General features: G+C 56.4%; 24 protein-coding genes. 7 read left to right on the top strand and 17 right to left on the bottom strand.

Going from position 1 to position 21,479, the window contains the following annotated elements; translation table 11 throughout:
- Positions 1-10 precede the first annotated feature (10 nt).
- The 6 genes from ruvA to CLV83_RS04530 form a co-directional block, all read right to left on the bottom strand.
- Positions 11-640, bottom strand: a complete 630-nt coding sequence (gene ruvA, locus CLV83_RS04555; RefSeq protein ID WP_132288144.1) for a Holliday junction branch migration protein RuvA — start codon at positions 638-640, stop codon at positions 11-13.
- Complete coding sequence (locus CLV83_RS04550) at positions 637-1,320, bottom strand: trimeric intracellular cation channel family protein (RefSeq protein ID WP_132288141.1); 684 nt, start codon at positions 1,318-1,320, stop codon at positions 637-639. The genes ruvA and CLV83_RS04550 overlap by 4 nt, the downstream gene beginning before the upstream one ends.
- Entirely contained in the window at positions 1,317-1,832 is a 516-nt protein-coding gene (gene ruvC, locus CLV83_RS04545; RefSeq protein ID WP_132288138.1) for a crossover junction endodeoxyribonuclease RuvC, read from the bottom strand. The genes CLV83_RS04550 and ruvC overlap by 4 nt, the downstream gene beginning before the upstream one ends.
- Positions 1,833-1,934: 102 nt before the next feature.
- The gene (locus tag CLV83_RS04540; RefSeq protein ID WP_132288135.1) at positions 1,935-2,675 is read right to left on the bottom strand and encodes a YebC/PmpR family DNA-binding transcriptional regulator; all 741 of its coding nucleotides are present in this window, start codon (positions 2,673-2,675) and stop codon (positions 1,935-1,937) included.
- Positions 2,676-2,767: 92 nt separating this feature from the next.
- Positions 2,768-4,531 (bottom strand): aspartate--tRNA ligase, encoded by a 1,764-nt coding sequence (aspS, locus tag CLV83_RS04535; RefSeq protein ID WP_132288132.1) that lies wholly within the window; start codon positions 4,529-4,531, stop codon positions 2,768-2,770.
- 249 nt (positions 4,532-4,780) lie between these two features.
- Entirely contained in the window at positions 4,781-5,227 is a 447-nt protein-coding gene (locus tag CLV83_RS04530) for an HIT domain-containing protein (protein ID WP_132288129.1), read from the bottom strand.
- A gap of 109 nt (positions 5,228-5,336) precedes the next feature.
- On the opposite strand from CLV83_RS04530, the gene CLV83_RS04525 reads away from it, so the two are divergent.
- Positions 5,337-6,473: a GNAT family N-acetyltransferase gene (locus tag CLV83_RS04525; RefSeq protein WP_132288126.1), complete on the top strand. Its 1,137-nt coding sequence runs from the start codon at positions 5,337-5,339 to the stop codon at positions 6,471-6,473.
- 279 nt (positions 6,474-6,752) lie between these two features.
- Positions 6,753-7,025, top strand: a complete 273-nt coding sequence (locus tag CLV83_RS04520; protein ID WP_132288123.1) for a hypothetical protein — start codon at positions 6,753-6,755, stop codon at positions 7,023-7,025.
- A gap of 61 nt (positions 7,026-7,086) precedes the next feature.
- On the opposite strand, the gene CLV83_RS04515 is transcribed toward CLV83_RS04520, so the two are convergent.
- The 9 genes from CLV83_RS04515 to CLV83_RS04475 all read right to left on the bottom strand — a co-directional run bounded on the left by CLV83_RS04515 (position 7,087) and on the right by CLV83_RS04475 (position 15,716).
- Positions 7,087-7,272, bottom strand: coding sequence for a hypothetical protein (locus CLV83_RS04515; RefSeq protein ID WP_132288120.1), 186 nt, complete (start codon positions 7,270-7,272; stop codon positions 7,087-7,089).
- Between the two features lie 227 nt (positions 7,273-7,499).
- A complete protein-coding gene (gene proX, locus CLV83_RS04510) occupies positions 7,500-8,486 on the bottom strand; it encodes a glycine betaine/L-proline ABC transporter substrate-binding protein ProX (protein ID WP_132288117.1) in 987 nt (328 codons plus the stop codon).
- 11 nt (positions 8,487-8,497) lie between these two features.
- A complete protein-coding gene (gene proW, locus CLV83_RS04505; RefSeq protein WP_132288113.1) occupies positions 8,498-9,592 on the bottom strand; it encodes a glycine betaine/L-proline ABC transporter permease ProW in 1,095 nt (364 codons plus the stop codon).
- Entirely contained in the window at positions 9,585-10,787 is a 1,203-nt protein-coding gene (proV, locus tag CLV83_RS04500) for a glycine betaine/L-proline ABC transporter ATP-binding protein ProV (protein ID WP_132288110.1), read from the bottom strand. Before proV ends, proW begins: the two co-directional genes overlap by 8 nt.
- A gap of 327 nt (positions 10,788-11,114) precedes the next feature.
- Complete coding sequence (hemH, locus tag CLV83_RS04495; protein WP_132288107.1) at positions 11,115-12,194, bottom strand: ferrochelatase; 1,080 nt, start codon at positions 12,192-12,194, stop codon at positions 11,115-11,117.
- An 85-nt stretch (positions 12,195-12,279) separates the two neighbouring features.
- Entirely contained in the window at positions 12,280-12,780 is a 501-nt protein-coding gene (locus CLV83_RS04490; RefSeq protein WP_165900236.1) for an META domain-containing protein, read from the bottom strand.
- Positions 12,781-12,979: 199 nt separating this feature from the next.
- On the bottom strand, positions 12,980-14,173 hold the full coding sequence (gene fabV, locus CLV83_RS04485) for an enoyl-ACP reductase FabV (RefSeq protein WP_132288101.1): 1,194 nt from the start codon (positions 14,171-14,173) through the stop codon (positions 12,980-12,982).
- Between the two features lie 122 nt (positions 14,174-14,295).
- Complete coding sequence (locus CLV83_RS04480) at positions 14,296-15,069, bottom strand: ABC transporter permease (RefSeq protein ID WP_132288098.1); 774 nt, start codon at positions 15,067-15,069, stop codon at positions 14,296-14,298.
- Positions 15,066-15,716 (bottom strand): ABC transporter ATP-binding protein, encoded by a 651-nt coding sequence (locus tag CLV83_RS04475; RefSeq protein WP_165900235.1) that lies wholly within the window; start codon positions 15,714-15,716, stop codon positions 15,066-15,068. Before CLV83_RS04475 ends, CLV83_RS04480 begins: the two co-directional genes overlap by 4 nt.
- Positions 15,717-15,900: 184 nt before the next feature.
- Here CLV83_RS04475 and CLV83_RS04470 point away from each other — a divergent pair, with 184 nt between their 5' ends.
- From CLV83_RS04470 to CLV83_RS04460, 3 genes are all read left to right on the top strand, one after another.
- A complete protein-coding gene (locus CLV83_RS04470; protein ID WP_132288092.1) occupies positions 15,901-16,341 on the top strand; it encodes a MaoC family dehydratase in 441 nt (146 codons plus the stop codon).
- A 100-nt stretch (positions 16,342-16,441) separates the two neighbouring features.
- Positions 16,442-16,957 carry a 2-thiouracil desulfurase family protein gene (locus CLV83_RS04465; RefSeq protein ID WP_132288089.1) on the top strand — a complete coding sequence of 172 codons (516 nt, stop codon included), beginning with the start codon at positions 16,442-16,444 and terminating at the stop codon, positions 16,955-16,957.
- A gap of 52 nt (positions 16,958-17,009) precedes the next feature.
- A complete protein-coding gene (locus CLV83_RS04460; protein WP_132288086.1) occupies positions 17,010-18,722 on the top strand; it encodes a proline--tRNA ligase in 1,713 nt (570 codons plus the stop codon).
- A gap of 144 nt (positions 18,723-18,866) precedes the next feature.
- Here the strand turns inward: CLV83_RS04460 and CLV83_RS04455 are convergent, their stop codons facing one another.
- Both CLV83_RS04455 and CLV83_RS04450 read right to left on the bottom strand, forming a co-directional pair.
- Positions 18,867-19,148 carry an acylphosphatase gene (locus CLV83_RS04455; protein WP_132288083.1) on the bottom strand — a complete coding sequence of 94 codons (282 nt, stop codon included), beginning with the start codon at positions 19,146-19,148 and terminating at the stop codon, positions 18,867-18,869.
- Positions 19,141-20,421 carry a virulence factor BrkB family protein gene (locus CLV83_RS04450; RefSeq protein WP_132288080.1) on the bottom strand — a complete coding sequence of 427 codons (1,281 nt, stop codon included), beginning with the start codon at positions 20,419-20,421 and terminating at the stop codon, positions 19,141-19,143. Before CLV83_RS04450 ends, CLV83_RS04455 begins: the two co-directional genes overlap by 8 nt.
- Positions 20,422-20,520: 99 nt before the next feature.
- Between CLV83_RS04450 and arsC the strand changes: the two genes are divergently transcribed.
- Together arsC and wrbA are read left to right on the top strand one after the other, a co-directional pair.
- Positions 20,521-20,871: an arsenate reductase (glutaredoxin) gene (gene arsC, locus CLV83_RS04445; protein WP_132288077.1), complete on the top strand. Its 351-nt coding sequence runs from the start codon at positions 20,521-20,523 to the stop codon at positions 20,869-20,871.
- A complete protein-coding gene (gene wrbA, locus CLV83_RS04440) occupies positions 20,868-21,470 on the top strand; it encodes an NAD(P)H:quinone oxidoreductase (protein ID WP_132288074.1) in 603 nt (200 codons plus the stop codon). The genes arsC and wrbA overlap by 4 nt, the downstream gene beginning before the upstream one ends.
- The last annotated feature ends 9 nt before the right edge of the window (positions 21,471-21,479 follow it).

The following is a 21,479-nucleotide window of genomic DNA, read 5'->3' as shown; positions in this document are numbered from 1 at the left end:
GCGCTACCTCTTACCCGCCGACCATGGACTTGAGAGCCGTGCGGATCAACTCCTCAACACTGGCACCCTCTCCCAGCGCAGATACGGAGTTCTCGATCGCCTTGGTGGCCTGAACCGGTTTATACCCCAGCGCGATCAATGCACTTTCGGCTTCCTGACGGTTGTCCGTGAGTTTCGGTGCGACGACACCGCTCTCGCTGGCCGCCAGAGCGAATTCGGTCATGGTCGGGATCTCAAGCCGGTCGAGTTTATCCTTCATCTCAACGATAAGGCGCTCGGCGGTTTTTTTACCCACGCCGGGAATACGTACCAGCGTCGCACTGTCTTCGTTATGCACGCAGCGGATAAACTCCTCGCTGCTGGTACCGGAAAGGATCGCCAGCGCCAGCTTCGGACCCACACCATTGGTTTTGATCAGTGCCCGGAACAGAATCCGCTCCTGCTGGTCGGCAAAACCGTACAGCAACTGGGCATCTTCCCGCACAACCATATGGGTATAAAGAACCACGGACTCACCCAGCGCCGGCAGCTTATAGAAGGTGTTCATCGACGCCTCGACCTCATAGCCAACGCCGCTTACGTCGAGCAGCAGCTGCGGGGGTTGTTTCTCGGCCAGCTCGCCAGTTAAACGTCCTATCACGGTTCCCTATTCTCCATCTCTCTGGCCTCGCCCGGTGACTCCAGGCGATGACCACGAACAATAAATTCCGGCAGTCTGAGACCGGCTACCAGCCCCGCCATGCGGGTTATAAAGATAATGACCATGGCGCTAATATCGAGCCACGGGCTGGGCTCATCGAGCAATTGATAAGCCCCCAGGTAGACCAGCGCACCAAGCAGCGCCGAGGTGGCGTAAAGCTCACCACCACGCTGCAGCACCAGCGGGATCTGCCCCGTCAGCACATCGCGGATCATGCCACCCGCCACGCCGGTAATCACCGCCATCATCACTGCCACAGCCTCCGGCGCACCAGCGGCCAACGCTTTCTGCAACCCAAGAATGGCAAATACGGAAAGACCCATAGCATCGAGCACAAGTAGCGCCCGACGCGGTGACGGGATATAGCGGGAGGCTATAAATGCTGCAACGGCACTGACAATCGCGACATATAGATAGAGTGTATCCTCGACCCAGACCAAGGGATACAGGTCCAGGGTGATATCACGGATGGTACCGCCACCCAGAGCGGTTACAAATCCAAGCACTACCACGCCGAGAATATCCAAGCGTTTACCGGGAGCCGCTATCGCACCGGTAATGGCAAAGATCGCAACCCCAATAAGATCGGCAACATAGATAAATTCGGCGTATTCGCTCACTGCCAGCGCCCCCGAACCACTTTTCTCGCCCCGGCAGTCGCGATCTGCCGGTTTCGGTTATGCGCATGACAGAGCGCAATCGCCAACGCATCGGCGGCATCCGCCTGCGGCCGTCCCGGCAACTTGAGCAGGTGGGCAACCATGGTCTGCACCTGGGTCTTATCGGCACCGCCGTTGCCAACCACCGACTGCTTCACCAGGCGCGCCGCATACTCCGCCACCGGCAAACCCGCGTTGGCGCCGGCGACCATCGCCACGCCGCGGGCCTGTCCCAACTTAAGCGCCGAATCGGCGTTGCGCGACATAAACACCTGCTCGATCGCCATCTCCTGCGGCACATACTTATCGATAATCTCGGTCACACCGGCGTAAACCTGCTGTAACCGCTCAGACAGAACGTCGCCCTGAATGCGAATACAGCCGCTGGTTACGTATTCATAGCGCGGACCATCGACGTTAATCACTCCGTATCCGGTGATGCGAGAGCCTGGATCTATCCCCAATATCAGCATGCGATGCTCAATCCTTACATTGGAGCGATAATAACAAAAAAGCCGGAGCACTGGCTCCGGCTTTCTCAACGGGGCTAAGCCCCTGACACCGACCTCGAGCGATCAGTCTTCCATCGCCTCTTCGGGGATATCGGCGTTGTGATAGACGTTCTGAGAATCATCCAGATCTTCAAGGGTGTCGATCAGCTTCATCACTTTGCGACCGGTCTCTTCATCGAGTTCAACGCTGGTCTGCGGAATCATACCGACTTCGGAGTGCGCAGGTTCAAAGCCAGCATCAACCAGCCCCTGCTTCACATCCATATAATCGTTGGCTTCGCAGTACACATCGATGGAGCCATCATCATTAGTGACAACATCGTCGGCGCCCGCTTCCAGTGCCGCTTCCATGATCGCGTCTTCATCAACGCCGGCCTCAAAGCTCAGCACACCGCGCTTATCGAACAGGTAGGAAACTGAACCATTGGTACCCAGATTACCGCCATGCTTGCTGAATGCAGCACGCACCTGAGAAACGGTGCGGTTAACGTTATCGGTCATGCACTCGACCAGAATCGCCACACCGTTACTGCCGTAACCTTCGTAGGTCAGCTCGTCGTAATTATCACCGTCGCCACCGCCGGCGCCACGCTGGATCGCCTTGTCGATGGTGTCGCGCTTCATGTTTGCGCCCAGCGCCTTATCGACCGCTGCACGCAAACGCGGGTTATCTTCAGGGTTACCGCCACCCTCTTTCGCGGCCACGGTGAGCTCACGAATCAGTTTGGTGAAGATTTTGCCGCGCTTGGCGTCCTGTGCCGCTTTGCGGTGTTTGATGTTAGCCCATTTAGAATGACCTGCCATACCACTTCCTCAATCTGACGGGACCGCTCGAAAGCGGTCCCGGAGTGTTGCTAATTACTTAACCTGATAGCGAACGGGATCACCCGCCTCGATCAAGGCGCCTTGCGCAGCTTGATGTTGAGATCACGCAGCTGAGCAGCGCTGACCTCTCCCGGCGCATCTGTCAGCAGACAGGCGGCGCTCTGGGTTTTCGGGAAAGCGATTACTTCACGAATAGAGCTGGAACCGGTCATCAACATGATCAGACGATCCAGACCGAACGCCAGGCCACCGTGAGGCGGCGCACCGAACTTCAGGGCGTTGAGCAGGAAGCCGAACTTCTCTTCCGCTTCTTCATCGGAAATACCCAGCACCTTGAAGACCGCCTTCTGCATCTCCTGGTCATGGATACGCACAGAACCACCGCCAAGCTCGGTACCGTTCAGTACCATGTCGTAGGCGCGGGAAAGCTTGCCTTCAGGCTGCTCAATCAGCTGCTCCGGTGAGCAGTTCGGCGCGGTGAACGGGTGGTGCAGCGCAGTCAGACTGCCATCATCCAGCTCTTCGAACATCGGGAAGTCGACCACCCACAGCGGCGCCCAGTTCTTCTCGATCATATTCATGTCTTCGCCGACCTTGATACGCAGGGCACCCAGGGCTTCGTTGACGGTGTTTGCCTTGTCGGCACCGAAGAAAACGATATCGCCGTTCTGAGCACCGAGGCGCTCCATGATCTTCAGTGCAACCTCTTCACCGAGGAATTTGACGATCGGTGACTGCAGACCTTCAGCGCCGTTTTCCAGGGCATTGACCTTGATCCAGGCCAGACCCTTGGCACCATAAATACCAACGAACTTGGTGTAGTCATCGATGATCTTACGGGTCAGTTCGGCACCGCCCGGTACTTTCAGCGCAGCAACACGACCTTTCGGATCCTTGGCGGGACCGGCGAACACTTTGAAGTCCACATCGGCAACCAGGTCATTGACGTCAACCAGCTCCAGCGGAATACGCAGATCCGGCTTGTCGGAACCGAAGCGATGCATCGCTTCGGAGTACGGCATGGTCGGGAATTCGCCCAGCTCGATATCGAGCAGTTCCTTGAACAGCTTGCGGACCATGCCTTCAGCCAGACCCATGATCTCCTGCTCACCGAGGAAAGAGGTCTCGATGTCGATCTGAGTGAATTCCGGCTGACGGTCAGCGCGCAGGTCTTCGTCACGGAAGCACTTGGCAATCTGGTAGTAACGATCAAAGCCGGACACCATCAGCAGCTGCTTGAACAGCTGGGGAGACTGCGGCAATGCGAAGAAGTTACCTTCGTGGGTGCGGCTCGGCACCAGGTAGTCACGGGCACCTTCCGGAGTCGCACGGGTCAGAATCGGCGTTTCAATATCGAGGAAACCGTTCTCTTCCAGGAAGTTACGTACCGCATGGGTCACCTGGGAGCGGAAACGCAGCTTCTGCTGGATTTCCGGGCGACGCAGGTCGATGTAACGGTGACGCAGACGTACGTCTTCACCCACCTGCTGATGCTCGTCGAGCTGGAACGGAGGCGTTTCCGCCTTGTTAAGGATCTTCAGCTCTTTACCCAGCACCTCAATGGAACCGGTAGGCATTTCCGGGTTGTCGGTGCCTTCCGGACGGGAGCGAACGGTGCCGTGAATCTCGATAACGAATTCGTTGCGCACGCTATCGGCCAGATTGAAACTCTCTTCGCGATCGGGATCGAAAACGACCTGAGCGATACCCTCACGATCGCGGACATCAAGAAATATGACTCCACCGTGGTCACGACGGCGGTGAACCCACCCCATCAGGACCACATCTTCACCGATATGCTCTTTACGAAGATCGCCGCAATAATGGCTGCGCATAGTTACCTTATCCTGTTGTTGAACGTGTACGCGCCACTGTCCGGGCGCCAGATCAAGACTGCAGAGAAGCCTGAAAGATGATCGTCAGCACGGCAAAACACCGGCCCCGATGCGGCTCCTCTTATTTTAAAGGCGGGAAGTATACTCGATTTGGCAAGCCCTGACAGGACCCTAAGGGTCAGGGCAGGGCTTTTTTAGCGGTAACGGCGGGCGCTATCCAGACGATACCAACCTTAGGCCCCACGCTGATCAGGGATGGGGGCAGAAACTCAGCTCTTCGCTCATCAAACGGCACAGGCGTTCGCGAATATCATTCAGCTGCTCATCGCTGTAAGGAACCGCCGGCACCTTACCCCACACTGGAGCCGGCCAGGCCGGATCGTCTTCCTGGCGCACAACGTGGTGAATATGCAGCTGTGGGACCATATTACCCAAGGCAGCGATATTCATTTTCTTGGCCTGAAACAGGTCTGCCAGATTCTCCGCCAGAAAACTCGACTCTTTCATCAGTTCAGCCTGATCATCCAGTGAAAGATGATATACCTCGGTCACATCAGCACGACGCGGCACCAGGATGAACCAGGGGTAATTGGCATCGTTCATTAACAGCAACTGACATAGCGGGAAATCGCCCAGGTTGATCGTATCCGCCTTGAGCTGCGGAGCCAGCTCAAATTCAAGTTCCAGTTCGTCCATAATGTTCCTTTCAGATACTGCTAGAAATGGTTAGGCTTTTTACTTACTTGAGCCCACTGCGCACCCAGACTTGTGAGCAGACAGCTACTCAAATGGATTATAGGTCACGATGCCGGATATCAGACTGCACAGCAAGATCGAAGAGATTCCAAGAGACGACTGGAACGCGCTTTGCGGGACCGACTACCCCTTTCTTCGGCATGAATTTCTCGACGCACTCGAACGGTCCGGCAGCGTCACCGCAAAATCTGGCTGGCAACCTCTGCATCTATCCATATGGCAGGAAGACCAACTGATCGGCGTCATGCCGCTCTACCTCAAGGGCCACTCCTGGGGCGAGTACGTCTTTGACTGGTCCTGGGCGGATGCCTGGTCCCGGCATGGGCTGGATTACTATCCAAAACTGCTGACTGCGATCCCTTTCACTCCGGCCACGGGTCCACGCTACGGGATCAACCTCCCCGATGAGGAAAGCATCACACTGCTCAGCCAGGCGCTGCGTCAGATTTCCGAACGCTTTAATGCATCCGGCTGGCACGGATTATTTATCGAGCCCGAACTGAGGGAGAGGTTCGAGAAGAACGATCTTATGACCCGCCTCGGTACCCAATACCACTGGTTTAACCGCGGCTACAACTCCTTCGACCATTACCTCGAGCACTTCACTTCGCGCAAACGTAAGAACCTGCGCAAAGAGCGAGAAAAGGTTATCCGCCAGGGCGTTACGCTGATCACACTCTCGGGACTTGAGATCACCGAAGAACACCTGGATCAGTTTTACAATTTTTACCAGATGACCTATCTCAAACGCGGCCGGCAGGGTTACCTGACCCGCGATTTCTTCAGCCTGCTGCGCACAACGATGCCACAACATCTGGTACTGGTCCTGGCCGAACATGAGCAACGGTTTGTCGCCGGCGCGCTGTCATTAAGAAGCAGCGAATGCCTCTATGGACGCTACTGGGGGTGCCTGGATGAATTTGACAGCCTGCACTTCGAGGCCTGCTACTATCAGGGTATCGACTACTGTATCCGCGAAGGTCTGCACCGGTTCGACCCAGGCGCTCAGGGAGAACACAAGATACAGCGTGGTTTTGAGCCGGTAGAAACCTGGTCTACCCACTGGCTCAGGGAAACCGGTTTCCACCCTGCCCTGCGAGACTTCCTCAATGAAGAGCAGGAGCTACTTCGCCAGGAGATGACCAGACTCGCCGAGGGGCTTCCGTTCCGCCAAAACGACAACTGAGCGATTGATCCAGATCAACACCCCGGCCCGAAGCCAAAAACGGCCGATGCCCACGCCTGATGCACCCGCGAAACCAGCAACCGAATGATACTCATGGTCTTTTCGAAATACGCCCCGGGTATCACCGCAACTGCAGCATGAGACAAAACTTACCTCTGACATATTTGAATGAAAATTCCTCTACGCAGAGCGCTAGCATGAGGTAGACACTGACCTAGACTAATTAACGCAGAGCAACGAATAACCCTAAAAAGCGCTCAGCGCGCAGGAGGTTTAACGATGTTGACCTATGAGGAGTGCCTGGCGATGTCAGATCTCACGGAAGAAGAGATCGATGCCATCGCGGAGCATGAGCATATGGACACCATGATTGCGATGGCACTGGGTCACTATCTTGTCACCCACGACGGTGAACAAAAGATCCGTCAGATCATTCTTGATGACATCAATGAAGCGCGGAAAGCGGGCGATTCAGCGAAAGAAAGAGTGCTTCGAGGCGTACTACAACATTTTATTGCCACACACCCGGCGCATAGTCAGAGAGTTGCCTGATTCTGCCTCGGACTGTACGCACGCCCCATTGCGGGGCGCGCGACCCTGGCCAATTTAAAAATTAGTGAACGGAGACCTCATACTTCTTCTGGATAGCGATCAGCGCAGGCTGAATATCCAGCGGCGCGTACTTCATCGCCTGCTCAAACAACTCTTTATTTTCCTCAGACAGCCGCTCCTCTTCAGACATAGCTGAAAGTTTGCGCATGGCTTCCATAAATTTGGGATGGGGAGAGGTTTCACTCATGATGCGGCCTCCTCGGCTGAGTTAAGGTCTGCGCGGCACCGACTTACCGATACCCACACCTCTATTTTGCATATGACCGCCGACACGGCAATGGGGTTTTATTCATTTTTAAGTAATGCAAAGCCTCAGCTATACCGAAACAGCACACTATCCACGCCGGCGCCCGCGGTTTACAGCCATAAAAAAGCCCCGCGATAGCGGGGCTTCGACGACAAGCCTAGCAGCGCTTACTTGGCAGCCGCTTTCGCTTCCTCTATCCAGGCATCGAACTTAGCCTGATTCGCCTTGATCCAGCTTTCAGCATGACGCTCCATCGCTTCCGGAGAGTCTTCGCCCTGGCTGATCATCATATTCTGCGCACTGACCGCGTTGATCGGCAGCTTCATGATCTCAAACAGTTTGGCAGCAGCCGGATTCTCTTCGGCCCACTCCTTGTTGGCAACGATACGCTCAGAGTTGATATCGAAACCGTAGTTTTTACCGTTAGGCAGTGCGGTATCCGTGCCATTCGGGTTGGCAGAGTAAGGTACCTCGAGCCAGATCACATCCTTGCCCGGCACCAGACGGCCAGACACCCAATACGGCGTCCAGGTGTAGTAGAAGATCGGCTCACCTGCATCGTAACGGGCGATGGTATCGGAGATGATCGCCGCATACTGGCCCTGGTTATGATTGATGCTGTCACGCAGACCGAACTCATCGAGCTGATACTCGATGACACCTTCACAGCCCCAGCCAGCCTGACAACCGGTCAAGTCCGCTTTGCCATCGTTATTGGTATCGAACAGCTTCGCGATCTCAGGATCCTTGAAGTCTTCGATATTGTCGATGCCGTACTCTTCAGCGGTTTTCTTGTCGACCAGGTAGCCCTGAGCCGCGCCTTCGATGTAATAACCTTTCCGGTAGAAAGCGTCATCGCCACCGGCATTGTCATACATCTGGTTATGCAGCGGATCCCAGTTAACAGCCATAAAGGTTGCATCGCCATTAGCGATTGCGGTGTAACTCGCGCTGTAGTCCACCTCGCGGATCGGAGAAACATCATAACCGAGAGCTTCCAGACCCTTGTTAACGACAACCGTCTGGAAGGTTTCTTCCGCGATGGGGCTCTGCAGTCCCTGCACTTCCACACCTTCACCCGGAAGTGACTCAGCCATTACTGCCGAGCTGACAGCCAGCGCCAGACCCGCAGTGATAAACTTTGAACTTCGCATAAATCCGCTCCTTAATTGGATTTTGACACAAATCGTTTGTAAACCATTCCCACGGGACCGCTCTCATACCAGTGGCGCGTGCCACGACTACGAGCGTCCCTACCGAGAGACTGGGTCAAACGATCAAGAATAATCGCAAGAATGACGATACCGACGCCGCCAACGGTGGCCAGTCCGATATCGAGACGACCAATACCGCGCAACACCATCAACCCCAGACCGCCAACAGAAATCATCGAGGCGATAACCACCATCGACAGACAGAGCATCAACGTCTGGTTCACACCCGCCATGATGGTAGGCATCGCCAGCGGCAGCTGAACCCGGGTCAGCAGCTGACGCTTGCTGACACCAAAGGAGTGAGCCGCTTCGATAAGATCTCCCGGTACCTGACGAATACCCAGGTTAGTCAAACGAATGACCGGCGGCACCGAGAAGATAATGGTAACCACTACACCAGGTACGTTACCGATACCGAACAACATCACGATCGGTACCAGGTAAACAAAGGCCGGGGTGGTCTGCATCGCATCAAGGATAGGCCGCACTACACTGTTGACTCGCTCGCTGCGAGACATCCAGATACCGGCTGGGATGCCGATCAGCGCACAGAAGAACACCGCCGTCAGCACCAGCGATAAGGTGGTCATCGCCTCCTGCCAGGCACCGATGGCACCGATAATCGGCAGACTGATCAAGGCACCGATGGCCAGACGACCACTGGCGAGCTGCCAGGCCAAAAGCACAAATATCAGGATAATCAGCGGTGCGGGCGCCGCATTGAGCAAGCCGTCAACGCCGTTAAGCAGCGCCTCGATCGGCAGTTTGATTGCGGTGAAGAAAGGACGGAAATTGGTCACCACCCAGTCAAGACCGTTCTCAACCCAACCATCCAGTGGAATCAAGGTCTCCTGAAAAGGGTTCAGCCAGTCGAAAGGAACAGCCTCTTCGGGAACCGCTGTATTGTTTAACCAATCCTGACCACTTTGATCCGATGCACCCCAGGGGTCGCTCTGCTCCGAGGCGGAGCCCCAGGGATCACTGCTCTGTTCAGATGCCGCACCCCAGGGATCCTGAGCCGGCGCAGTCTGTTCCTGTTCACTCATCGCCTTCACCCTCCCGATCCAGAGTTTCCAAAAGGACCGCCTTGCTGATTACGCCAAGGTATTTCCCATCCTCATCGACCACCGGCACACTGCACGGCGCTTGCGCCACGGTGCCGATCAGCTCGCCGACCGGCTGCTTCGCGGCCAGGCTTGGAACCTCTTCAAGATACGAGCTTTCCAGATTGCCCTCATTCTTGAGCTGCTCCGTCATGGAGGTTACCGACACTGCACCGATATAGCGGTTTTCCCGATCGACTACATAGCCGTACTCACGGTCGTTATCCTTGAGCAACTGCAACGCCGAGCGCAGCTGATTACCCGATTCTTTGCGGATAATCGTCGCCTGACGGCGCTTCGCTATATCCTTGGCGCTGAACACGTTACTCACGTCTACGCCGCGGAAGAAGCTGCGTACATAATCGTTGGCCGGGTTATTGAGGATCTCGTCGGGGGTACCCACCTGAACGACCACCCCGCCCTGCATGATCGCGATGCGATCACCGATGCGCATCGCCTCGTCCAAATCATGCGAGATAAACACGATCGTGCGTTTGTGCTGATGCTGCAACGCAACGAGTTCATCCTGCATTCCAGTACGGATCAGAGGATCAAGCGCCGAAAACGCCTCATCCATCAGCAGAATATCCGGATCGTTTGCCAACGCCCGAGCAAGCCCTACGCGCTGCTGCATACCGCCAGACAACTCGTCCGGGTAGGAGTTTGCATGCGCCTCGAGTCCCACCTGCTTGAGCGCATTCCGCGCTTTCTCATGACGCACACTGACCGACTCACCAGCGATTTCGAGACCGAACGCGGTGTTGTCGAGCACACTCATGTGCGGCATCAACGCGAAAGACTGAAACACCATGGCGATCTTGCGCCGACGCACCTCCTGCAGGGCGCGCTCGTCAATGGCGGCGATATCCTCACCATCAATCAACACCTGACCGCGGGTGGGCTCTATAAGACGGTTTAGAAGACGGACAAGGGTCGATTTACCGGAGCCGGACAGCCCCATGACAACGAATATTTCCCCTTCATTGATGCTTAGATTGGCATCATGTACACCGACGGTGAGACCGGTACGGGAGAAAATTTCGTCTTTGGCGACACCCTGATCAAGGAGAGTAAAAGCTTCGGAGGGGTCGTCTCCGAAAATTTTGTAAAGATGTTTAACTTCCAGTTTGACTGACATGCAATACCGATGAGGTTTCAAACGGAAAATTCGTCGCCCTGCTCGCTGGCAACACCTGAACGCTTTCCCTGTTCCGGTGATCGGCGCGACTCCTGTCGCTAAAAATCGACCATCCGGTCAGGCAGCCCTTTTCAAACTAACCGTTTATACCGAAAAGATAAAGATCGTATTGCGATTGATTTTTATGCCAAATCTGTTAACTGTCACCATAAAGCGACGCACAAAGCAGACCTGTTAGAATACGCTTTGATGCGCCGCACCAATATGAATCAAGTTTTATCGTCGCGCACCAAAACCCGGCAAAACAGGACTTTGCGCGCGACTGGTTTAGATCTGACTATTTTGGGCCAGCCTTTCACGCTCGGTGTAATCCGCCGCCCCCTCTGCCAACCAGTCACCGATCTGGCCTCTGACCAGCTGTTCCAATGCATCGATATGCGATACTTTGTCATTAAGCGCGGGAATATACTGGTAATCCGTGCCGCCCGCCTCGAGAAAATAGTCACGGTTTTCCACCCCTATCTCTTCGATCGTCTCAAGACAGTCGGCAGAGAATCCCGGGCAGAACACCTGCACCGAACGCACCCCTTTTGCAGGCAGAGATTTCAGCGTCTCATCGGTATAGGGTTTGAGCCACTCTTCACGCCCAAACCGGGACTGAAAGGTAGTCATGCAAAACTCTTCATCAACCCCAAGACGCGTCGCCAGAAGCCGTGAAGTAGCTCGACATTCACAGTAGTACGGATCTCCAGACAGGAGATAGCGTTTGGGCACACCGTGATAGGAGAGCAGCAAACGATCAGGCCGACCATTCTCAGCCCAGTGTTTTTCGATCGACTGAGCCATCGCCTCGATATAGGGCGCAAAATCATGGTAATGAGACACAAAGCGTAGATCAGGCAGCCAGCGCCGAGAGGAAAAATCCGCCGCCAGCGCGTCAAAGGTTGAACCCGAGGTAGCACCGCTGTACTGCGGATAAAGCGGCAACACCAGCAGCTTGCGAACTCCCCGGTCCTGCATGGACTGCAACACACTGGCGATGGAGGGATTACCGTAGCGCATGGCGAAGTCGACAATCACCGGCTTGCCGGCAGCACTGGAAAAGCGCTCCGACAGCGCCTGGGCCTGATTGCGGGTGTGCACCAGTAGCGGCGAGCCTTCATCGGTCCATACCTGGCGGTAAGCCTCAGCGGATCGCCTGGGGCGGATATTAAGAATGACGCCGTTAAGAATCAGCCACCACAACGGTCGCGGCACCTCAACGACACGGGGATCCCAGAGAAACTCTTTCAGATAGCGACGCAGGGCGGGAGTTGTCGGCTCATCAGGGGTACCCAGATTGGTCAGCAGTATGCCGATGCCATCTTTCTGCAGGTGTTCGTAGTTCGTTGCCGACCGGTATTTCATTGACTGATCATCTCCGCATAACTCTCTGAAAAAACTGCAGTAGCAGTGTACTCAAGAGGCTATACGTGGACCAGCACCAAGCGGCTCACCCCTGATTCTGCGCAACCATCATTGCGGAACGGATTTCGCTGCGATTGACCATTGATTCGACATCTCTGGACAGGCGGATCGGCTCTTCACCTTCTTCAAAGAACAGCAGCAAGCTGCCCTCGACGGTAAACCGACTGCTATGAACATTCTCCAGGCGATTCAGTAACAGCCGCTCCTGCATCATGACAGGGTCAGGGCAGATGCGCCGCGTCACTTTCAACCCCTGCAGCTCGAGCTCGTCATCACCTGTCAGCATGTAAGCACCGAGAAAACGATTGCAGCCCGCCACACCACCAACGCGACTGCGATCATCAAACGCGATAACCAGGGGCTTGGAGCTATCGATGGCACGGTCGCCGATGGATTGAATAAGCCAACGGCCTGACAACTGGTCCGCTCGCTGAGAATAGAAAGATACGGCGGCATCTTCAGCGACAGGTACCATCGACTGTTCGACAGCCTGGTGATTGCCACATGCCGAAAGAACGGCGCTCATCGTGAGTACAGAGACATACCCACACATCCTCCTGATTAACATCGTCACCTCCCTGCGACCGAACTCCGTAAGTAGAATCTAATATTATATCTAATTTACGTTTTTACCAGCCTGAACCTTAGTACAGGTCACAACCTGGAATCCGTTTACGAAAAACGGCCTCACGAAGAGGCCGTCAGGTCGCAAAAGTAATGCACTATCAGATGTCGATCACATCAAACTCCACCAGCGGGCTGACGTCCGCTTCGTAATCAACACCGTCGATACCAAAGCCAAACAGCTTCAGGAACTCATCCTTGTACAGCGCATAGTCGGTCAACTCGAACAGATTCTCGGTGGTCACCTGCGGCCAGAGTTCGCGGCATGCCTGCTGAACCTCTTCACGCAGCTCCCAGTCATCCATGCGGAAGCGGTTGCCCTCATCCATCTGCGCATCAGCGCCATACAGACCGGTGTTGAACAGACGGTGCACCTGCTCCATGCAGCCCTCATGCAGACCCTGCTCACGCATAACACGGAATACCATGGACAGGTACAGCGGCATCACCGGGATCGCAGAGCTCGCCTGGGTCACAACAGACTTGAGCACTGCCACATTCGCCTGACCGCCATCGGCGCCCAGCATGGTGTTGAGCTCGCCCGCTGCGCGGTCCAGATCCTGCTTCGCCTTACCCAGCGCACCATGCCAGTAGATCGGCCAGGTGATATCAGTGCCGATGTAGCTGTAGGCCACGGTCTTGCAGCCTGGTGCCAGGACGTCAGCTTCTTTCAAAGCGTTGAGCCAGAGTTCCCAGTCTTCGCCACCCATAACGGTCACGGTGTCTTCGACTTCCTGCTCGGTGGCGGGCTCGATTTCCGCTTCGATGATGCAGTCTTTGTTGGTATCGATCGCGGTTGAGCGGTACGGCTCACCGATCGGCTTCAGCGCAGAACGGACAACTTCGCCGCTGTCCGGCATCTTGCGCACCGGTGACGCCAGGGAATAAACCACCAGGTCAACCTGACCCAGGTCTTCCTTGATCAGGTCTACAACCTTCTGTTTCGCTTCATGGGAGAAGGCATCGCCATTCAGGCTCTTGGCATACAGACCTTCTTCCTTGGCGAGACGGTCAAAAGCTGCGGCGTTGTACCAACCGGCTGTACCGGTTTTCTTCTCGGTTCCCGGTTTTTCAAAGAACACACCGATGGTTGCAGCACCGCTGCCAAACGCCGCAGCAATACGGGACGACAGACCGTAACCACTGGAGGAACCGATCACCAGCACCTTTTTCGGGCCGTTTTCGATACTTCCCTGGGCACGCGTGTATTCGATCTGCTCGCGCACATTGGCTTCACAGCCGGTCGGGTGAGTGGTTGTACAGATAAAACCGCGGATTTTTGGCTTGATAATCATCGTCTGTCTATCGGTGTCCGTAGGTGAATTTCGAAGGCGCTAAGATACCCCATTTTAGCAGGCAACAACAGCAAGGCCCGGGATACCTGCCCTACAGGTCATTTTAGCCGTAAAAGACCAGACTAGAGCCGCAGCTGCTGATACCGTGTAAAGCAGCGTTTCAACGCCAGGTTAACCACAATCAAAGTCCCCACCGCAGTCGCCCCGACCATCATCAGCATCACCAGTATCTGGTAGCGCACCGCCTGGGCAGGATCCACACCGGCGAGAATCTGGCCGCTCATCATCCCCGGCAGGGATACCAGCCCCACCGTCATCATTGCATTGACCGATGGAATCATGCCGGCGCGTATCGCATCCCGCCGCAACCTCTGACTGGACTCCTGCCAGTTTCCACCAAGGCTGAGTATCAACTCAACCTCCGCCCTTTGCTCACGCAAGCTTTTGAATAGACGCTCCAGCGCAATTGAAATCGCATTCATTGCGTTGCCGGCGATCATCCCACCCAGCGGAATAAAGTACTGCGGCGTATACCAGGGCTGAACCTGCACCACTGCACTGGTTACCACCACCGTCATCAGCGTGAAGGTTATCGCCATGGAGACAAAGGTCGGCCCCAGGATCGCCACTTTCGATTCATCTACGCGACCACGAATAGCATGGGCTGCCCAAAACAGCATCCACAGATAGAGCAGCAGAATCAGCCAGGGATTGTGCAGATCGAACACGAACTGCAGCAGATAACCCACCAATGCCAGCTGGGCGAAGGTACGGATCGTACCGACGAGCAGGTCGCGCTCCATCCTGAGTCGATAATAGAGTGACGCAGCCGCGGCGAGAACGATAAACAGCAGCGAGATCAGCAGCTGCCCCCAACCTATTTCTACAACGTTCATGATGGTGAAAGCTCCAACCGACGATCAACAAAGCGATAGCAACGCCCGCTAGCCCCTTGCAGCGGCTGGTGGCTGACCAGCACCTGTGTCATTCCGTCACGGCCTGCCTGCTCCAATGCGCGTACAACGAGAGCCGCGCTATCTTGATCCAGCGCGGCTATCGGCTCATCGCAGAGCAATACCTGCGGCTTTAGCAGCAGCCGTTGCACCAAAGCAAGCCGCGCCTTCTGCCCGGGCGACAGCTGCTCGGCGCCTGCATCCAGTGCGATCTCAAGATTCAGGCTTTCCAGGGCTGCTTTCAGCGCTTTATCATTGGGACGATTGCCGGAATAGACCTTGAGTGTATAAGGAAGACAGAGGTAATCTCTCACACTCCCCTCGACCGCAACCGGCGTTTGCGGCAGATAGGCGACGGCGCGTCGCAACTCACCAGGCACCCATTCGGCGAGAGCTCGGCCCTGTAAAAAAATTGTCTGTTCGGCTCCAGGCTCCAGCATACAAAGGTGACGCAGTAATGTGGATTTACCGCAACCTGAGGGACCGGTAATCAATATGCGCTCGCCAGCCTCGATAACCAGATCAGTATCCTCGAGCAAAACCACCCCGCCGCGCTCAAGGCGCAATCCCCTGCAACTGATTAATTCCATTAACATAATTCCTTCACTACACAGCTACACCATCCGCCTTGGCCAAATATCGACGCCAATTTCGCGGTCGCACAATGTTCGTTTAAACTAACCCAGCGTCGAGAAGCTGAAACACTCGCCAACTATATTGTCACCAAAACGTTATAAGACGTTGACCCAACACTGCCTGCACGAGGAGAACACAATGGAAGATCTGCACGGATATTATCTTGAAGACTTGGAAGTCGGAATGAGCGCCTCCTTCGCAAAAACCATTTCCGAATCCGACGTTTACCTCTTTGCCGGCATCTCTGGTGACAACAACCCGATGCATGTCAACGAAGAATATGCCAGCCAGACTCCCTTTGGCGGCCGCATCGTCCACGGCATGTTCAGCGCCGCCCTGATCTCCACCGTTGCCGGCACCCGCCTGCCAGGACCCGGCTGCATCTACGTGGATCAGCAGATCAAGTTCCGTGCTCCCGTTCATATCGGTGACACCGCCCGCGCGTCCATCACCGTTACGGAGATCAACGAGCGCCGCGCACGCATCATCTGCCGCACCGATGTCCATGTTGGCGACAAACTGGTGGCAACCGGTGAAGCAACCTTCATGGTGGACCGCCGTCCGCAACCTGCAGAGTAAATCTGCCGACAACGACGAAAGTCTGCTTTGCTTCACTGCAACAGGACTTTAAAATCCGCATGCCAAAATAATAAGAAAACTCAAACAGATACGGATTTTCATGGAAAAAATTCTGGTAAGCGCCTGCCTTCTCGGCGCTGAAGTACGTTACGACGGTAACCACAATCTTATCGATCACCCGGTTATCGCGCGCTGGAAGCAAGAGGGTCGCCTGGTGGCCCTCTGCCCTGAGGTCCTCGGTGGACTACCCACACCGAGACCACCTGCTGAGGTCCAATCCCGCTTTCCGTTGCTGGTCACCAGCCGGGATGGCGAGGATTTCACTCCCGAATTTCTCTCCGGTGCCGAGCAGGCTTCCGATATAGCCCGCAAACACGGCTGCTGCTGCGCCCTGTTGAAGGCACGTAGCCCCTCATGCGGCAACCGCTCAAGTTATGACGGTAGCTTTACCGGCCGACTGATCAGTTCTCCAGGTGTCACTGCCCATGAGCTGATCCGCGAAGGAACCCCCGTTTTCAACGAGGAAGAGATCGACGATCTGATCAACTTCGTTGAGTCTCAGGAGCGTCAACTTGAGGCCGAGCACCGCGCCCTCGACTACGCGACTTGTGACTAAGCCCCCTCGCCCCTAAAATGAGGGCCATTTTTCAACGGGAACAAGCGGAATCATGCGAGCAAGTAACTATCTTATTGCCACACTGAAAGAGACCCCGGCGGATGCCGAGGTTATCAGCCACCAGCTGATGCTGCGCGCGGGCATGATCCGCAAACTGGCGGCTGGCCTGTACACTTGGCTGCCGATGGGGCTGCGCACCCTGCGCAAGGTTGAGCGCGTGGTACGTGAAGAGATGGACGCCGCCGGCGCCCAGGAAGTGCTGATGCCGGCGATCCAGCCCTCTGAACTGTGGCAGGAATCCGGCCGCTGGGAGCAGTACGGCCCCGAACTGCTACGTGTGAAAGACCGTCACGACCGCGAATTCTGCGTTGGCCCGACCCACGAAGAAGTGATCACCGACATGATCCGTCGTGAGCTGCGCAGCTACAAACAGCTGCCGGCCAACTTCTACCAGATCCAGACCAAGTTCCGCGATGAGATCCGCCCCCGTTTCGGCGTGATGCGCTCCCGCGAGTTCATCATGAAGGACGCTTACTCCTTCCACGCTGACCGCGACTCTCTGCAGGAAACCTACGACAAGATGTACAACGCGTACATCCGCGTCTTTACTCGCCTGGGCATGGATTTCCGCCCGGTGCTGGCTGACACCGGCTCCATCGGCGGCAGCTCCTCCCACGAGTTCCATGTTCTGGCCGCCTCCGGCGAAGACGATATCGCCTTCTCCGACAGCAGCGATTACGCCGCCAACGTGGAACTGGCCGAAGCGCTGGCTCTGGGAGAGCGCGGTGAGGCAACCCAGGAGATGCACCTGGTAGACACCCCGAACGCCAAGACCATCGCCCAGCTGGTGGAGCAGTTCAACCTGCCGATCGAGAAAACCGTCAAGACCCTGATCGTCGCCGCCAGCGAAGAGTGCGAAGCGGACTTCGTCGCCCTTCTGGTACGTGGCGATCACGAACTGAACGAACTCAAGGCGGAAAAGCTGCCGCTGGTTGAGTCCCCGCTGCGCATGGCCACCGAAGACGAGATCCGCCCGCTGCTCGGCGCCGGCCCCGGCTCCCTCGGCCCGCTGAACCTGCCGATTCCTTGCATCATCGACCGCAGCGTCGCCACCATGAGCGACTTCGGCGCCGGCGCCAACATCGAAGACAAGCATTACTTCGGCATCAACTGGGACCGTGACCTGCCCACTCCGGAAGTCGCCGACCTGCGCAACGTGGTCGAAGGTGACCCGAGCCCCTGCGGCAACGGCAAGCTGTCGATCAAGCGCGGTATTGAAGTCGGTCACGTGTTCCAGCTGGGCAGCAAGTACTCCAAAGCGATGGAAGCAACCGTACTCGACGAGAACGGCAAAACCATTGAGATGGAGATGGGTTGCTACGGCATCGGCATCACCCGTGTGGTAGCCGCCGCCATCGAGCAGAACTACGACGACAAGGGCATCGTCTGGCCGCAGGCGCTGGCGCCTTTCTCTGTTGCGCTGGTACCGCTGAACTACGATAAGTCCGACGCCGTTAAGGCCAAGGCCGACGAGCTGTACGAAGCACTGACCAAGGCCGGTATCGATGTACTGCTGGATGACCGTAAAGAGCGTCCGGGCGTGAAATTCGCCGACATGGAGCTGATCGGTATTCCGCACCGCCTGGTGATCTCCGATCGCGGCCTCGGTAACGGCACCCTCGAATACAAGGCGCGTACCGACGCCGAGTCCCGCGACATTCAGGTCGAGGAAGCGCTGGAGTTTATCCGCTCCGCCCTCGCTTGATCTGTTGATGGGAATACAAAAACGGCGCCTCATCGGGCGCCGTTTTTTTGTTGGGCATCGTCAGGATACGAAGACCACACGCGATAAACCACCGAGGCCTTCATAGCCACACAGCTAACCTCAACCGGCATAGCGACTCGCGCCCTACTGGTCGTAGCGGATAATAAAACCGTGAAAACTCTGCATCGGCAGGGTTTCCGATTCCAGCTTATCGACCTGAGCGTAATCCGGACCCGTGCGCAACGCAGTCAACATCCGCTCAACATCACTCTGCTCACCGCAGATCATCGCCTCCACCCGACCGTCCACGAGATTGCGCACCCAGCCGGTTACCCCTAAAGCCTGCGCCTGCTGCTGGGTAAAACGACGGAAACTGACTCCCTGAACCCGGCCACTGACTTTAACGCGCGCACAGACTTCAGACATTCTCTTTCTCCGTATTGGCTGACTGCAGGGACAGCCCCTTTACCGGTTCAGGTTTGCTACAGGCTGCGCCAGAGAACAGCGCCGTCAACGTAAGATCCAACTGCTCCTGACGCTCACTTTGAAGTTTATTCAGGCGATCACTGACCACACCTTTCCAGCCATCGACCTCGCGTTCCAGGCCCGCCGGAAGCGGCCAGGGCAGCAGCGCCTGAAACTGTGCCAGGGTGATTGATGAGAGGTCACGGCTGAGCAGATAGTGTCCCTGCTCGGTCCGGCGCAAGAGCTCCGCATCCATCAGTAACTGCATGTAGTCATCCCAACGCCCCTGATCCAGCGCCGCTACGTCATGCAATAAGCGACTGTCTTCCAGCGGTTCACCTTTTTGCTGCGCCTGCCACAGACGCTCGAGCACCTCCAGCAGCGTATAAAAATGTGGCTCGCTCCTCGCCCTGCGGCCCTGATGGAAAATTGTCAGCGCACGAGACAGCTCCGCCCCCAGCAGAATGATCGTCCAGCAGATAAAGATCCAGACCAGGAACAGCGGCACCGCCGCAAAGGCACCGTAGATAAGCTCGTAGGAAGGAAACTGGGTAACGAATAGCGCGAACCCGCGCTTGGCAACCTCGAACATGATCGCTGCCGCCAGCCCACCGAAAAAAGCATTTTTCAGCGGTACCCGACAGTTCGGCACTGCCGCATACAGCAGCGTAAACGCACACATCGACAGCAGCGGCGGCACCAGCGACAACAGCCTTGCACGACCGACCATTTCACTGGCGCTGTAGAAGAAAGGAAGCGACGCCACATAGGAGGTCAGCAGCAGACCTAGACCGATCAACACCGGCCCCAGGCTGAGTACGGCCCAGTACAACAGGAAACTGGACATACCCCGGCGGGGTTCGCTGACACGCCAGATACGGTTCAACGCCGCCTCGATATTCTTCATCATCATGATCGAGGTAATGACCAGGAACACCACACCGATGGCGGTGAGCTTGCGCGCCTGTGAGGTAAACCCCTGTAGGTACTCCTGTACCACATCACCGGTGGCTGGCACGAAATTCTGGAATATCCAGCCCTGCAGCTGCTCACCGAGCCCCTGAAACGAGGGCACCGCCGCCAACATGGCGTAAGACACGGTCATCAGTGGCACCACCGCAAACAGTGTGGTGTAGGTCAGCGCCGCCGCATTGAGTATGCCCTGATTGCTCTGGTACTGGCGCACCAGGTCGCGGGCAAAAATCAGTGCGGTGGGCCATGGGCGTTTGATCATCTGTGATCCCTTAAAACCGGCGGGTTGCTTTGTAACCTACTGACAAGTCTATACAATAGGCTCCCAGAACTACCAATGAAAGACCTCCACGGAGCCCACATGGCGATCACTATCTATCACAACCCCCGCTGCTCGAAATCACGCGAAACTCTGCAGCTACTGCAGGACAAAGGCATCGAACCTGAGGTTCGTGAGTACCTCAAGGACGTTCCCTCCAGCGAGGAGCTGAAAGAGGTCCTGGGTAAACTCGGTATCGCTCCGCGTGACCTGCTGCGCAAGAAAGAAGCAGAATACAAGGAAGCGGGACTGGATGACGCATCCGTTAGCGATGAGGCGGTCATTGAAGCGATGACTCAGTACCCGAAGCTGATCGAGCGCCCGATCGTGATCAACGGTGACCAGGCCCGTATCGGCCGGCCGCCGGAATCGGTTCTGGAGATTCTGGGTTGAGCGACGCCTACGTTCTCGTTCTCTATTACAGCCGCCACGGCGCCACCCGCACCCTGGCGCGACATATCGCCCGGGGTATCGAAGAAAGCGGCGTCCGTGCGCTGTTGAGAACGGTACCGCCGGTATCCGCCGTCTGCGAAGCCACGGCACCTGCGGTACCAGATGAGGGCGCGCCCTACTGCACCGAACAAGACCTGGCGCAGTGCTCAGGCCTGGCGCTTGGCAGCCCTACCCGCTTTGGCAATATGGCGGCGCCGATGAAGTACTTTATCGATTCCACCTCCAGCCTCTGGCTCTCCGGTGCACTGATCGACAAGCCCGCCTGCGTTTTTTCCTCCAGCGCCTCAATGCATGGTGGCCAGGAAACCACGCTGCTGAGCATGATGCTGCCACTGCTGCACCACGGCTGTGTCCTGGCGGGCCTGCCCTACAGCGAGTCCGGCCTGAATGAAACCCAGGGCGGCGGCACACCCTATGGTGCTACCCATGTGGCGGGAGCCGATGGCAAGCGCGCGGTAGACGACGCCGAGCTGGCACTCTGTCTCGCGCAGGGGCGCCGCCTGGGCAAACTTGCCAAGACTCTAGCGCCAAGAAACTGAGGAAGCTCT

It is taken from the genome of Marinobacterium mangrovicola (assembly GCF_004339595.1).
In the GTDB taxonomy this organism is placed as follows: Bacteria; Pseudomonadota; Gammaproteobacteria; order Pseudomonadales; family Balneatricaceae; genus Marinobacterium_D; species Marinobacterium_D mangrovicola.
The sequence above is the reverse complement of the archived record's forward strand: the minus strand, read 5'-3'. Positions and strand labels throughout refer to the sequence as shown.

Bases quoted from the DNA above. Each gene is read 5' to 3' on its own strand.
- proW (WP_132288113.1), bottom strand. From the start codon at position 9,592: ATGAGTGAACAGGAACAGACTGCGCCGGCTCAGGATCCCTGGGGTGCG.
- CLV83_RS04470 (WP_132288092.1), top strand. From the start codon at position 15,901: ATGGAAGATCTGCACGGATATTATCTTGAAGACTTGGAAGTCGGAATG.
- CLV83_RS04475 (WP_165900235.1), bottom strand. From the start codon at position 15,716: ATGGAATTAATCAGTTGCAGGGGATTGCGCCTTGAGCGCGGCGGGGTG.
- CLV83_RS04515 (WP_132288120.1), bottom strand. From the start codon at position 7,272: ATGAGTGAAACCTCTCCCCATCCCAAATTTATGGAAGCCATGCGCAAA.
- proV (WP_132288110.1), bottom strand. From the start codon at position 10,787: ATGTCAGTCAAACTGGAAGTTAAACATCTTTACAAAATTTTCGGAGAC.
- CLV83_RS04465 (WP_132288089.1), top strand. From the start codon at position 16,442: ATGGAAAAAATTCTGGTAAGCGCCTGCCTTCTCGGCGCTGAAGTACGT.
- CLV83_RS04455 (WP_132288083.1), bottom strand. From the start codon at position 19,148: ATGTCTGAAGTCTGTGCGCGCGTTAAAGTCAGTGGCCGGGTTCAGGGA.
- fabV (WP_132288101.1), bottom strand. From the start codon at position 14,173: ATGATTATCAAGCCAAAAATCCGCGGTTTTATCTGTACAACCACTCAC.
- arsC (WP_132288077.1), top strand. From the start codon at position 20,521: ATGGCGATCACTATCTATCACAACCCCCGCTGCTCGAAATCACGCGAA.
- CLV83_RS04490 (WP_165900236.1), bottom strand. From the start codon at position 12,780: ATGAGCGCCGTTCTTTCGGCATGTGGCAATCACCAGGCTGTCGAACAG.
- CLV83_RS04450 (WP_132288080.1), bottom strand. From the start codon at position 20,421: ATGATCAAACGCCCATGGCCCACCGCACTGATTTTTGCCCGCGACCTG.
- proX (WP_132288117.1), bottom strand. From the start codon at position 8,486: ATGCGAAGTTCAAAGTTTATCACTGCGGGTCTGGCGCTGGCTGTCAGC.
- CLV83_RS04460 (WP_132288086.1), top strand. From the start codon at position 17,010: ATGCGAGCAAGTAACTATCTTATTGCCACACTGAAAGAGACCCCGGCG.
- CLV83_RS04525 (WP_132288126.1), top strand. From the start codon at position 5,337: ATGCCGGATATCAGACTGCACAGCAAGATCGAAGAGATTCCAAGAGAC.
- ruvC (WP_132288138.1), bottom strand. From the start codon at position 1,832: ATGCTGATATTGGGGATAGATCCAGGCTCTCGCATCACCGGATACGGA.
- CLV83_RS04480 (WP_132288098.1), bottom strand. From the start codon at position 15,069: ATGAACGTTGTAGAAATAGGTTGGGGGCAGCTGCTGATCTCGCTGCTG.
- CLV83_RS04540 (WP_132288135.1), bottom strand. From the start codon at position 2,675: ATGGCAGGTCATTCTAAATGGGCTAACATCAAACACCGCAAAGCGGCA.
- CLV83_RS04530 (WP_132288129.1), bottom strand. From the start codon at position 5,227: ATGGACGAACTGGAACTTGAATTTGAGCTGGCTCCGCAGCTCAAGGCG.
- hemH (WP_132288107.1), bottom strand. From the start codon at position 12,194: ATGAAATACCGGTCGGCAACGAACTACGAACACCTGCAGAAAGATGGC.
- CLV83_RS04520 (WP_132288123.1), top strand. From the start codon at position 6,753: ATGTTGACCTATGAGGAGTGCCTGGCGATGTCAGATCTCACGGAAGAA.
- aspS (WP_132288132.1), bottom strand. From the start codon at position 4,531: ATGCGCAGCCATTATTGCGGCGATCTTCGTAAAGAGCATATCGGTGAA.